Below are 13,150 nucleotides of genomic sequence, written 5' to 3'. Positions count from 1 at the left end.
ACAACCAACTCGCATGTGGTTTAACGCAGGACTACACTATCATCCAGCGGAAAAAATTTAAAAATATTTTTACTAGCACAAGAAAACGAGCTAAAAACAGCCAAAAACGAGGAATTTCAACCCTATTTTAGCGCTGCCCAAAAGTAGATTCTGCGTGAAAAACGCGTAAAACGAGGAAAGTTGGGAAAATACTGCTCCGGTAAGGGGATTTTTCGCACAATGCAAAATAAAAAAAAGCTCCTCGTAGGGAGGAGCTTTGTAAGCCTTGATCAGCAAGGCTAATGGAATGGTAAGAAGATTAAAATCCCAGTGCCTTATCATCACCACGCGGATCTGCACCGCCCTGATAACCGGATTTAATCTTGAGTATCGCATCAACACGACCAATAGGGCCACGTGGTACCATTTTGTACCCCTTTTCTTTGAGCTTATCTAAAGTAAGACTATCAATTGCCTCAGCCTCATAAGCCACCTCGTCAGGCAACCACTGGTGATGAAACTTTTTAGCATCTACGGCAGTCTGCATATCCTGATCAAACTCCACAACATTCAGGATCGTCTGGAATACCGAAGTAATGATTGTAGAACCGCCAGGTGTGCCAACCACCATGTACAGCTTGCCGTCTTTCTCCAGAATGGTTGGGGTCATAGAACTCAGCATTCGTTTATTCGGCGCAATGGAATTTGCTTCACCACCTACTAAGCCGTACATATTCGGTGATCCCGGTTTCACCGAAAAGTCGTCCATCTCGTTGTTCAGCAAAAATCCAGCTCCTTTAACAACCACAACAGCGCCATAGGAACCATTCAACGTTGTGGTACTCGACACCGCGTTACCTTCAGCATCAACAATAGAGAAGTGTGTTGTCTCTTCATGTTCCGCCGGAGCAATTTCTCCTGCAGCTATAGCGCTACTTGGTGTTGCACGCGCCCAGCTGAAGTCTGCCATACGCTGTTTAATATAGGCATCAGACATTAACGTCTTTGAAGGAACCTTATAAAAATCGGGGTCACCCAGGTGAGCGGCACGGTCGGCATAAACCCTACGTTCTGCTTCTACCATAACTTGAATCGTTGAATCTCGATTGAATCCCCAACGTTTTAAGGGAAATGCCTCCACAGACTTCAACAGCTGAATTAAGGCAATTCCACCGCTAGAGGGCGGCGGCATGGTGATAACCTTGAAATCTTTATAACTTCCGGTGATGGCATCACGCCAAACGGCATGGTAATTCTTAAGATCTTCTTTAGAGATAATGCCCCCATCCTGCTTCATCTGCGCAACAATAGCGTCAGCAACCGGACCTTCATAGAACCCTGCGCGACCTTTATCCCGGATTTGCTCCATGGTAAATGCGAGCTCAGGCTGCATCAGCAAATCTCCCTCGGTCCAGTTATCTTTGATCAGCGCTGTACCCATCGGATTGAGCTGCTTCAGCCGTTCCTGAAGGCCATTCAATTCCCGGGCTTGCCTGGCAGAGATCCTGAATCCTTTTCTGGCAAGCTGAACCGCGGGCTCCACAAGCGCAGACCACTTCATCTTACCGTATTTTTTATGGGCTTCAACCATACCGGCAACGGAGCCGGGCACACCTGCAGCAAGACTGCCATAAAGGCTTTTTTCAACGATTGCATTACCTGCATTGTCCAGGTACATGTCGCGGCTAGCCTGCGAAGCCGCCTTTTCCCGGTAGTCCAGCGTACTGGTTTCGCCCGTTGCACTACGATAAACCATAAATCCACCGCCACCGATATTTCCGGCATTCGGATAAACCACTGCTAATGCAAACTGCACCGCCACCGTTGCATCTACGGCGTTACCGCCACTTTTAAGTACATCAAGGCCCACTTGCGAAGCATATTCACTTGCTGTAACAACCATGCCCCGGGGGGCTTCAACACTTTTATGTATTTCCGAGCCAGTGCTTAGTCCCGATTTACGGCTTGAACAACCGGTTTGTACTACTGCGGGAAGAAGCATGGCGGTAACCACCCATACAACTGCCCTAAATCTTGTAACTTTCTGCATTTCTATAAATTTCCTCTATGGCATCCTTGTTTTTCTCCAGGATGACTTTCCGCTTCAAGCTTAGTTTAGGTGTAAGCTCAGCACCTTCAATGGTCCATTCTTTTTCGAGTAAATGAAAACGCTTCACTTGTTCCCACTTACCAAAATCTTTGCAGGTTTCCTGTACAATCTGCTGATACTTCTCGAGCACCCGCGGTGCTTCGATCAGCTGCTGATTGCTTTCATAAGAGATCCCCTTTTCAGCAGCCCAGTTTTTGAGTGCCGCAAAGTTAGGAACAATTAGCGCAGCAGGAAATTTCCTGTTCTCACCCAATACCATCACCTGCTCCACCAGCAGTGCTTCTTTAAATTTATTCTCCAAAATCTGCGGTGCAACGTACTTGCCACCGGCAGTTTTAAAGATCTCCTTTTTCCGGTCCGTGATCTTCAGGAACTTCCCATCAACCAGCTCACCGATATCGCCTGTATGAAACCAACCCGAGGCATCAATCGTTTCTGCAGTCTGGTCAGGACGATTGTAATAGCCTTTCATCACATTGTGCCCACGTGTGAGCACCTCGCCATCTTCCGCAATTTTCACCTCTACCCCATCAATTACCGGACCTACACTACCAAACATGGTATGATCGAAATGGTTTACCGTAATTACTGGTGAAGTTTCCGTCAGCCCGTACCCTTCGAAAACCGGCATACCTGCAGCCCAGAAGATCCTGGCTAGCCTCGGGTTTAAGGCTGCACCACCAGAAACAATGACAATAATCTTACCGCCAAGCGCCGCCTGCCATTTTTTAAACACAAGTTTCCTGGCGATGTTCAGTTTCATCTTATAGAACCAGCCATTGGAGAATTCGAATTTCTCCGCCTCTGAGACCGACCAATCGAAGATCTTCCGTTTTAGGCCGGCAAGCTCCTTCCCTTTCTCCATAATCTTATCGTACACTTTCTCCAACAGGCGAGGTACGGTAGAAAAGCCGTGTGGCTTCACATGTTGAATATCTGCTACAATGGTGTCCATACTCTCCGCATAATACACAGCGGCATCGGTATAAAAGTATACGTAAACAATCATCCGTTCAAAAATGTGCGACAAAGGCAGGAAACTCAACACGCGGCGTACCCCTGAAGGAAAGATCTTGGCGCAGTTTTTAAAGTTCTGTACCAGATTATTGTGGGTTAGCATCACGCCTTTGGGTGTACCCGTCGTTCCCGAAGTGTAGATCAGCGTTAAAATATCTTCCGGCGTAACTGCTTGCCGGTAGGGCTCCAGATCAATTTCTGCGGCAGCCATACCAGCCTGCTCCAAGGCCGACCAATGCGGCACACCAGAAACCTGATCAAAACTATAGACCTCAATTGGAATATCTAAAGCATCAATAACAGCTTTAACCTTCAAATACAAAGCTTCATCCGCAACGAAGATCAAGTCAACCTCAGCATCCTTAATTATAAAGCTAATATCCTGAGCAGCAAGGGTCGGATACAATGGAATCTGGTAAGCACCAAGTTGCATAATAGCGAAATCAGCAATGTTCCATTCAGGCCTGTTCGGTGACATCACTGCAATTCTGGAACCTTTTCCCATGCCAAGTTTAACTAAGCCTCTGCTTAGCCGGTCGACCGTTTCGCAAAAGGCTTGAGTACTATAAGATTTCCATACTGCATTAACCTTTCCGCTGACGAAATCATCTTTAGGGAAATTCTCGATGTTATACTTTAGAATATCAAATACCCGTGTGACTGTTGTTCCCATAAAGTTTGCTTAAATATTTGGTGTATCTCAAATCTAACAAAATATTCAATGTATTAAAATCTCGGGAATGCCGGCATTAACGCTGTCTACCCCCTTCAGAATCTTAAATCGCCCCCCTTTATATTAGGCCTTATGCCCCGGCGATTGTACATTTGCAGCTGCCGGAATTTACTGGCACAAGAGTTGAATCGTCCAATTTGATTGTTTAATTAAAAAAAATTATGAAAAAACTTTTTACGATGATGTGTTTAACTGTGATTGCCACTATCGGCCTTTACAGTACTTCTAATGCCCAAAGCTACAGGAATGCCATAGGTGGACGTTTTGGAACCGCAAATGGTGTGACTTTTAAAACCACCCTTGGCGACAACAAGATGTTGGACCTGATTGCAAATTTCAGATCAAACGACGGCTATTCTTATTTCCGAGTAACGGGTCTATATGAGATCTACAATCCGCTTCAAGGTGCTCCAGGATTGAACTGGTACTATGGTATCGGTGGATCCGTAGGTTCGAGAAAATGGAAGTTTGACGACACCAACAAAGCCTATATCTCTCTTGACGGTGTAGTTGGTTTAGATTACAAATTCGCTGACGCGCCGATCAACTTGTCTTTAGATTGGAAACCAGCAATTGAACTAGCACCCTCTACAGAATTCGATTCTTCAGGTTTAGGTCTGTCGGTACGATTTACATTCTAAGTAAACCTTAAACATAAAAAAAGCGGCTGGTCATCGAAAAATGACCAGCCGCTTTTTTTATGTCCGATGGAGCCGTTTACACCCCGGCCCATCTTTTAAGCACCGTCTTTTGTGCAGGCGTTGCATTTTCATCAATTTGGGCTACCAGCTTGATGTTTGGATTTGCTTTTAGCGTTACATTAAAGTCCAGCAGTTTTCCATCCCTGGCAACCTTGATCGCAACAACGTCTCCAACCTTTTTACTGGTCAGCTCCGGCATACGCTCCACCGCAGCCTCTACAGGCACACCATTGATGCTGATCAGCTCATCGTTTACATTTAATCCTGCTGTCCATGCAGCGGAGTTCCTGGAAACTGCCGAGATGAACATACGTCCTTCTATTTTACGCGAAGCTACACCAAGATAAGGTACTTGCTTGCCTTCATTTTCGTTCTTCACCGTAACTCCAGCATAACCAAAGTAGGTGGCATAATCCGCCGGCGCTGTACCGGTAACATATTTGTCCCAGAAAGCAGTGAAGCTAGTGCCGCTGATCTTTTCAACCATAGCTTTGAACTCGGCATCTGTATAACCTTTACCTTGTGCTTTGCACTGCAGGTACATCGCTTTCATAACATCATCAAGACTCTTCTCGCCTTTAGTGGCATGAGCGATCGCAAGGTCCATCATTAAACCAATGACTTCACCTTTGCTATAGTAGGAAATCGAGCTGTTGCTGGAGTTCTCATCCGGACGGTATTGTTTGATCCAGGCATCGTAGCTGGCCATCGCTGCCGACTGTACCCTTGCGCCTGGTGTATTTTCTACCGCAGCTACTGCGCCGGCAAGTTTGTTGACAAAGGTTAACTGATCATTAAACCCTGCGCGGTGTGTTAGTTTATTCTCGTAATAAGCCGTGAAGCCTTCCGCAATCCATAGATTGGTGGTATAAACTTCATTGTCGTAGTCGAACGGACCTAAAGCCACCGGCCTAAGGCGTTTAACATTCCATAAATGGTAATATTCGTGCGCAACAAGATCTAAAAAGCCATTGTAGCCTCTTTCATTATTATATTGATTACGGGATGCACCAAGCACCGTAGAGTTTAAGTGCTCCAGACCACCGCCGCCACGCTCAAAGTTATGGACAATGAAAGTGTAGTGTTTATTCGGATTCTCGCCGTAAATGGCCGTGCCTTGTTCCACAATTTTGGCCATATCTACTTTCAGGCGTTCTTTATCGTAGTTACCGCTGCCATACATCGCAACTTCATGTTTTACACCAGAAGCCGTAAATTCAAATATATCCTGATTACCTACTTCCAGGGGGCTATCATAAAGGATGTCAAAATCCTTCGCCGTATAAGTGAATTGTTGTCCGGCAACGGGTTCAAGTCCGGTAGATACTTTAGACCAGCCTTCGAAAGGGATGACCTTAACGGTACTTGGCGATTTCAGGTGCCCCTCAGGATACATAAATATACCTGTGGAAGACAAGAAAGCATGTGAAGCATCAATGAACGAGGTACGTACGGAAACCTCAAAAGCATATACGCGATAATTGATCTTAAGCTGATTCGCTTTAGCACCATAGATCCGCCAGATGTTCTTTCTAACTTTTTCAAATTTTACCGGTTTACCTGCAGCACTTGCTTTAAAACCTTCTACATTTTTGGAAAATTCCCTTACCAGGTAAGATCCTGGTGCCCAAACCGGCATTTTAACATCAACGTAGTCCTTGTTGATGCCCGAGATATTCATCTCCACATCAGCATAATGTGCTTGTGGCTCTGTAAAACTTACTTCGAAACCGATCTTAACCTGCGATTTCGCTGTAAGGCCTAAGGATAGTAAAATGACCACCCCTAATAGTGATTTTTTTTTAAACATACTTTAACAGCTTTTCGACAAAAATAGGACTTCTCCTACTTTAACCTTAATAAATTGAATTTAGAGGTGTAACATACTTAATACAACATGAACCTGCTAACTTATTTAGATATTTTTGTTTGTTAATCCCATTTACAATCTCAAAAATGAAAATCAGATACATCGTTTATGCCCTTCTTACAGTGGCACTTGCCTACTTTGTCTATTACCGAATTACAGCAAACAAAGCCATCTCCGAATCCGGTAAGGGCGGCCGCGGCGGCTCTGGCTCCGGCATGGTTGTAAACGGCATTGTGGTAACGCCAGATGCATTTGAAAATGAATTGGAAGTCACCGGCTCAGTCGAAGCAAACGAATCTGTAACCCTTCAGAGTGAGATCGCTGGATTGGTAACGGGGATATATTTTACCGAAGGCAGCAATGTTAAAAAAGGCACTTTGCTGGTTAAGATCAATGACCGGGATATCCAAGCACAGCTGCAACAGGTACTTACAGGTCAAAAACTATCACAATCCAACGAAAATCGTGCAAAGCAGCTATTGGCGAAAGGTGCCATAAGCCAGGAAGAATACGATACCGCATTGGCAGAACTACAATCCTTAAATGCTCAGGCGCAATTGGTGCGGGCACAACTTGCGAAAGCAAGCATTCGCGCACCATTTGATGGTAAGATCGGCTTACGAAACATCTCTATTGGTGAATATCTAACCCCAAATAAGGTGATCGCCAACTTATCGGCCATCAACCCCGTTAAAATCAGCTTCTCTGTCCCGGAGAAATATTCAGGCCAGATTAAACTGAATTCAGAGGTCGATTTTAACACAGACGGAATAAACCAGACCTATAAAGGCAAAGTCTATGCTATTGAGCCTGCAATCAACGCGCAAACACGTACCTTATCAATCAAAGCTCTTGCACAGAATCCTAAAAATGAATTATTACCAGGCTCATTTGCAAAGATCAGACTTACGCTAAGTACAGTGGAGAATGCATTGATGGTTCCGAATGAAGCTATTATTCCAGTATTAAAAGGTAAAACCGTTTTCATCTCCAAAGGCGGTAAAGCAAAACAGGTGCCGGTAGAATCCGGGACCAGAACAGCAGAACGAATTGTAATTACATCTGGCCTGAAGGCGGGCGACACGGTACTTACCACCGGTGCCATGGCTTTAAAGGAAGATGCTCCTGTAAAGGTGACTGTGGTAAACAACTAATTCAAAGAACATGAGTATTTCAACCACCAGTATAAAAAGGCCGGTTCTTGCCATTGTAATGAACCTCATGATCCTGCTTTTCGGAATCATTGGCTACTCGTTCCTGGGCGTAAGGGAATTCCCCGACATCGACCCTACCGTTGTATCCGTGCGAACCTCTTATCCGGGTGCCAACGCCGATATCATTGAATCGCAGATTACCGAGCCGCTCGAGAAATCCATTAATGGTATCGATGGTATTCGCAACATTTCATCTTCAAGTAACCAGGGTAGCAGTAACATTACGATAGAGTTTAACCTCGACAAGAATATCGATGATGCAGCAAATGATGTCCGTGATAAGGTGTCACAGGCAGCTAGAAGCTTGCCAAAGGATATTGACGGCAATCCCACAGTGAGCAAGGCGGATGCTAACTCACAGGCCGTGATCACCATGACCATCCAGAGCGATAAACGTAATGTGATGGAATTAAGCGATTATGCGGAAAACGTCATTTCAGAACGTCTGCAAACCATTTCTGGTGTAAGTAGCGTTCAAATCCAGGGGCAGCGAAAATATGCCATGCGTATTCGCATTGACCCGGCTAAACTTGCAGCATACGGATTAACCTCCTCTGATCTGGTTGATGCGCTGAACCGCGAAAACGTAGAACTGCCCTCTGGAAAAATCACCGGTGCCAACACGGAGCTTATCGTTAAAACCTTAGGAAAACTTACCAACGAACAGGAATTTAACAACCTGATTCTTACCAGTGACTCCAATAACGTGGTCAGGCTGCAGGACGTCGGTTATGCCATGCTCGGATCAGAAAACGAGGAAACCGTATTACGCGAATCGGGCAAACCGATGGTGGCCGTGGGGCTTGTTCCCCAACCAGGTGCCAACTACCTGGCCATCTCCGAGGAATTCTACAAACGCTTCGAACAGCTGAAAAAAGATGTTCCAGAAGACATCAAACTGGAAGTTTCATTGGATACGACCGAATTCATCAAGATGTCGATTACCGAAGTTACAGAGACGATCATCCTTTCGTTGATCCTTGTAATTCTGATCATCTACCTTTTCTTCCGGGATTGGGCAATTGCCTTCCGGCCATTGATCGATATTCCCGTATCCTTGATCTTTACGTTTTTCATCATGTACATTTTTGGATTTTCCATCAATGTACTATCCCTGCTGGCGATTGTACTCGCTACCGGACTAGTGGTAGATGATGGTATCGTAGTTACCGAAAACATCTTTAAGAAGATCGAAGAAGGCTATTCGCCCTTTGAAGCGGCAATCAAGGGTTCCAATGAGATCTTCTTTGCCGTGATCTCCATCTCGATTACGCTGGCAGCAGTATTCCTGCCTGTGATCTTCCTGGAAGGATTCGTCGGCAGGCTCTTCCGGGAGTTCGGTATCGTAATTGGCGCCGCAGTGCTCATCTCCGCATTTGTGTCGCTAACCCTGACACCGATGCTGAACGCTTACCTGATGAAGAGTACCGGTCATACCAAATCGAAGTTTTACCTCATGACCGAGCCCTACTTCCAGAAACTGAATGATAGTTATGAAGAGAATTTAAACAAGTTCCTTAGTCGTCGCTGGTTAGCAATTCCAATCATCGTAGTCTGTGTGGCAATGATCGCTCTTTTCTGGAACATCATTCCAAAGGAAACGGCACCATATGACGATCGCAGCGCCATCAACATGAACGTAAGTACACCTGAAGGTGCTTCCTTCACCTATACAGACAACTTCATGAACAAGATCGGCACCATGATCGCAGACTCCGTTCCTGAAACAAACGTAAACATCAGCATCACTTCACCAGGCTTTGGTGGCGGATCCACCAATGGTGGATTCTTCAGAATGGGCCTGGTAAAACCTTCAGAAAGGGAGCGCTCGCAGGCGGAGATTGCCAACAAGCTCACCAGCATCACCCGTAAGTATTCTGAAGGAAAGGTTGTGGTTACGCAACAACCCACAATTTCCGTAGGACGGCGGGGTGGCTTACCGATAAACTACATTATCCAGGCGCAGAACTTTGAAAAGCTACGGGAGAAAGTGCCTTTGTTTATGGAAGAAGTCGCAAATGATCCAAGCTTCACCACCTCAGATGTGAATCTGAAGTTCAATAAGCCGGAAATCAACCTGACCATAAACCGCGACAAAGCCAAGAACCTTGGAGTTTCTGCACAAGACATCGGAATGGCATTGCAGCTTGGTTTAAGCGGGCAGCGTTTCTCGTACTTCTTCATGAACGGGAAACAATACCAGGTTATTGGCCAATTTGAAGTTGCAGACCGAAAAGATCCTCTGGACCTGAGTTCCGTTTACGTCAGAAACAATAAAGGGCAACTTATTCAGCTCGACAACGTGGTTGATCAGCGAGAAGAAAGCAGTCCACCGCAGTTGTACCGTAACAACAGGTTCACTGCAGCAACCGTGTCTGCAGGACTTGCCCCAGGCGTGAGTATTGGTGAAGGCCTGGACGCCATGGATAGAATTGCCGCAAAAGTGCTCGACGATACCTTCTCAACCGATCTTGGTGGCGAGTCAAGGGATTACCGGGAGAGTTCTTCGAACACCCTATTTGCATTCGGACTTGCCTTGCTGCTGGTTTACCTGATCCTTTCCGCCCAATTTGAAAGCTTTAAAGACCCGGTCATCATTATCTTAACGGTGCCAATGGCCGTTGCTGGCGCATTTCTGTCGTTGTGGCTTTTTGGTCAGAGCTGGAACATCTTCAGCCAGATCGGCACAATCATGCTTATCGGTCTGGTAACCAAAAATGGTATCCTGATCGTCGAGTTTGCGAACCAACTTAAAGAACAGGGTAAAAGCGTTCAGGAGGCTATCCGGGAAGCTTCCGTATCCAGGTTAAGACCGATCCTGATGACCAGTCTGGCCATCGCCATTGGCGCCTTACCTATTGCCATGGCACTTGGTGCGGCAGCAAAAAGCCGTATGGGTATGGGTATCGTGATCGTAGGTGGTACCACCTTCTCTCTGGTGCTTACACTGTTTGTTATCCCTGCGATTTATTCCTACTGGTCTAAAGAGCATAAGGAAAACAAGGAACTTACCCGTTCACTGGAAGCAGCTATCGAAAGCGAGAAATTAGAAACCGTTAATGTTTAATCCTGCATGAAAATCAGCATAAATATGTTTATCCTGGGCCTGATCTTTTTAGGCCTAAGCCAATATACCTACGGACAGAATATTCTCCATAAGAATACCGACTCCTTGCCGCGTTTTACGCTAAGGGAGGCTATAGATACCGCATTAAAGAACAACTACGACATCAAATTGGTCAACAATGATCTGCTCATTGCGAAAAACAATGCAAATGTCGGTAATGCAGGCTTTTTGCCTGCATTGGTTGGAAGTGTAGCTAACAACGGGAGTAACCAGCACACCATCCGTACCCCCGCTTCAGGGCCTGAGCAAGAACTTTCAGGCGTAAAAAACACCAACCTCAATTATGGGGTGGCGCTCGACTGGACGGTTTTTGACGGCTTTCAGATGTTCGCCAATTATGATCGTTTGAAGGAACTCCAGAAACAAGGCGAAGTAAACACAAAAGCTGTGATCCTGACGACTATCGCTGATGTCGTTAATGCCTATTACGCCATGGTACGCCAGCAGCAGCTTGTTGTAGCCAAAGACAGTGCCATGGAGATCTCCAGATTAAGACGTCGCATAGCGGAAAACAAGCTGCAGATCGGCCGTGGCTCCAAGCTGGACGTGCTAACAGCCATCGTAGATTTTAATACCGATACTTCATCTTATTTACAGGAAAAAAACCTGTTGAAAACATCCATGGTTACCCTGAACCAGATCATGGCCCGGGACCTTAACATCGAATTTAAGGTAGATGAAGACATGAATATCCAGAACAACCTGGTCTTGCAGGATCTTGCAGAAAAGACACAGCAGCTCAACCCAAGTCTGCAGAACGCATTTATCAACAAGAAGATCGCCGAGCTCAACCTCAAGCAGATCAAAGGCCAGCGGTATCCGGTCATTGCCGTAAATAGTGGCTACCAGGTGTCCCGAAGTACCAGCCCTACCGGATTTAACCAGAAAATCCAGTCTAATGGACTCACCTACGGACTTTCTGCCAGTGTAAACATCTTCAACGGCTTTCTCCAAAGACAAAATGAACGCAATGCGAAGGTTTCCATCAGCTCTTCGGTGCTCGACCTGGAACGAACCAGACAGACCATCAATGCACAGTTGATTTCTACTTACCAGAATTATATGACCAATCTCGACCTGCTTAAAGTCGAGTCTGGCAACGTGCAGGTTGCAGATCAGAACCTGGAAATCACCTTAGAGAAATATCGCCTGGGTAGCATATCTCCACTAGAACTGCGTGAGGCTCAGCGAAACTCCATCAATGCCATTACCCGACTATTAGATGCTGAGTACCAGGCAAAGATCACCGAGATCAGCCTGAAAGAAATCAGCGGAACCCTAAATGTTCAATAAGATTATTATTTTTAACGCATGATATTAGTAGCTGACAGCGGTTCCTCGAAAACAGACTGGATGGGTTATGATAATGGAGAAATTATCACTTTCAACACCAAAGGCATAAATCCCTACTTCCTGAATGAACAGGAGATCTATAAGGTACTTGCAAAAAAAGAAGAATTTGCACCTTATGCTTCCAAAGTACAGGAGATCTACTTTTTCGGTGCTGGAAGTTCCTCGCCGGACAAACATGAGGTGGTATCCAATGGCTTGTCACTATTCTTTAAGAAAGCTTTCATCAGTGTAGACAATGACCTTGTAGGCTCCGCTTATGCAACATGTGGTGATGAGAAAGGGTTGTCCTGCATTCTTGGTACGGGTTCAAACATTTCTTATTTCGATGGAAAACATGTACACGACAGCAGGCATGGTCTCGGTTACGTGCTTGGTGATGAGGGCTCCGGAACTTACTTTGGCCGTAAACTCGTGACCTCTTACCTGTATGGCTCCATGCCGGAGAAACTTGGTAAAGCATTCGCAGAAACCTACGACATCAATAAAGAGAGCGTAATCACCAATGTATATCAACGGCCATTTCCAAACATCTACCTGGCTTCGCTTAGCAGATTTATGGCCAGCAACCTGAGTCATCCATTTATTGTGGAGGTTCTGCGTGCGGGCTTCCAGGAATTTGTAGACACAAACATCAAGGATTACGCAGACTACAAAAATCTGAACTGCCATTTTATTGGATCCATCGCTTATTTTTATCAGGACGTACTAAGAGCAGTTTGCCAGGAGAATGAAGTAAAAATTGGCAACATCTATCAGAAACCAATCCATGGCATTTTCAACTACATCCTGCACAAGGAAGGTATTCAGCTGGCGGCAGACTAACCAAGGACAGTTAAATTGTTGGACGCTTCGACCTGCGGATCTTCCATACACCATAAAGCAGCGTGATAATGATCAGGATGTAAACACCAGCATCCAGCGGTGTTTCCGGCAGATCAGGGTCTCCCCCAGGCATGCCTGGATCGTCCATCCCTGCTGCTTGCAGTAAAATCAGTGTCCAAATCTGTAGGTTGACGGGGAGCAGTGGAATAATTACCATAATATCT

General features: G+C 45.6%; 9 protein-coding genes. 5 read left to right on the top strand and 4 right to left on the bottom strand.

Annotation, left to right across the window (positions count from 1 at the left end; genetic code table 11):
• Positions 1–298 precede the first annotated feature (298 nt).
• On the bottom strand, positions 299–2,029 hold the full coding sequence (gene ggt / locus ACTHQF_RS15755) for a gamma-glutamyltransferase (protein WP_440431658.1): 1,731 nt from the start codon (positions 2,027–2,029) through the stop codon (positions 299–301).
• Positions 2,007–3,779, bottom strand: a complete 1,773-nt coding sequence (locus ACTHQF_RS15750) for an AMP-dependent synthetase/ligase (protein WP_440431656.1) — start codon at positions 3,777–3,779, stop codon at positions 2,007–2,009. Before ACTHQF_RS15750 ends, ggt begins: the two co-directional genes overlap by 23 nt.
• A gap of 221 nt (positions 3,780–4,000) precedes the next feature.
• On the opposite strand from ACTHQF_RS15750, the gene ACTHQF_RS15745 reads away from it, so the two are divergent.
• Entirely contained in the window at positions 4,001–4,480 is a 480-nt protein-coding gene (locus tag ACTHQF_RS15745; protein WP_440431654.1) for a hypothetical protein, read from the top strand.
• A gap of 76 nt (positions 4,481–4,556) precedes the next feature.
• On the opposite strand, the gene ACTHQF_RS15740 is transcribed toward ACTHQF_RS15745, so the two are convergent.
• Positions 4,557–6,350: a M61 family metallopeptidase gene (locus ACTHQF_RS15740; protein ID WP_440431652.1), complete on the bottom strand. Its 1,794-nt coding sequence runs from the start codon at positions 6,348–6,350 to the stop codon at positions 4,557–4,559.
• 146 nt (positions 6,351–6,496) lie between these two features.
• Here ACTHQF_RS15740 and ACTHQF_RS15735 point away from each other — a divergent pair, with 146 nt between their 5' ends.
• The 4 genes from ACTHQF_RS15735 to ACTHQF_RS15720 are packed head-to-tail and all read left to right on the top strand — an operon-like array spanning position 6,497 to position 12,926.
• A complete protein-coding gene (locus ACTHQF_RS15735) occupies positions 6,497–7,564 on the top strand; it encodes an efflux RND transporter periplasmic adaptor subunit (RefSeq protein ID WP_440431650.1) in 1,068 nt (355 codons plus the stop codon).
• A 10-nt stretch (positions 7,565–7,574) separates the two neighbouring features.
• Complete coding sequence (locus tag ACTHQF_RS15730; protein WP_440431648.1) at positions 7,575–10,691, top strand: efflux RND transporter permease subunit; 3,117 nt, start codon at positions 7,575–7,577, stop codon at positions 10,689–10,691.
• Positions 10,692–10,697: 6 nt separating this feature from the next.
• Positions 10,698–12,044, top strand: coding sequence for a TolC family protein (locus ACTHQF_RS15725; protein WP_440431646.1), 1,347 nt, complete (start codon positions 10,698–10,700; stop codon positions 12,042–12,044).
• An 18-nt stretch (positions 12,045–12,062) separates the two neighbouring features.
• Positions 12,063–12,926 carry an N-acetylglucosamine kinase gene (locus ACTHQF_RS15720; RefSeq protein WP_440431644.1) on the top strand — a complete coding sequence of 288 codons (864 nt, stop codon included), beginning with the start codon at positions 12,063–12,065 and terminating at the stop codon, positions 12,924–12,926.
• A gap of 10 nt (positions 12,927–12,936) precedes the next feature.
• Here ACTHQF_RS15720 and ACTHQF_RS15715 read toward each other — a convergent pair whose 3' ends face one another.
• Positions 12,937–13,143, bottom strand: coding sequence for a hypothetical protein (locus ACTHQF_RS15715; protein ID WP_440431642.1), 207 nt, complete (start codon positions 13,141–13,143; stop codon positions 12,937–12,939).
• Positions 13,144–13,150: the final 7 nt, after the last annotated feature.

Origin of the sequence: Pedobacter sp. SAFR-022 (assembly GCF_051965375.1) — a bacterium.
Classification (GTDB): domain Bacteria; phylum Bacteroidota; class Bacteroidia; order Sphingobacteriales; family Sphingobacteriaceae; genus Pedobacter.
Note: the sequence above shows the minus strand (reverse complement) of the source record. Positions and strands in the feature narration are given on the sequence as shown.

Coding starts and splice junctions, on each gene's coding strand:
- ACTHQF_RS15740 (WP_440431652.1), bottom strand. CDS start 6,350: ATGTTTAAAAAAAAATCACTATTAGGGGTGGTCATTTTACTATCCTTA.
- ACTHQF_RS15725 (WP_440431646.1), top strand. CDS start 10,698: ATGAAAATCAGCATAAATATGTTTATCCTGGGCCTGATCTTTTTAGGC.
- ACTHQF_RS15715 (WP_440431642.1), bottom strand. CDS start 13,143: ATGGTAATTATTCCACTGCTCCCCGTCAACCTACAGATTTGGACACTG.
- ACTHQF_RS15750 (WP_440431656.1), bottom strand. CDS start 3,779: ATGGGAACAACAGTCACACGGGTATTTGATATTCTAAAGTATAACATC.
- ACTHQF_RS15730 (WP_440431648.1), top strand. CDS start 7,575: ATGAGTATTTCAACCACCAGTATAAAAAGGCCGGTTCTTGCCATTGTA.
- ACTHQF_RS15720 (WP_440431644.1), top strand. CDS start 12,063: ATGATATTAGTAGCTGACAGCGGTTCCTCGAAAACAGACTGGATGGGT.
- ACTHQF_RS15745 (WP_440431654.1), top strand. CDS start 4,001: ATGAAAAAACTTTTTACGATGATGTGTTTAACTGTGATTGCCACTATC.
- ACTHQF_RS15735 (WP_440431650.1), top strand. CDS start 6,497: ATGAAAATCAGATACATCGTTTATGCCCTTCTTACAGTGGCACTTGCC.
- ggt (WP_440431658.1), bottom strand. CDS start 2,029: ATGCAGAAAGTTACAAGATTTAGGGCAGTTGTATGGGTGGTTACCGCC.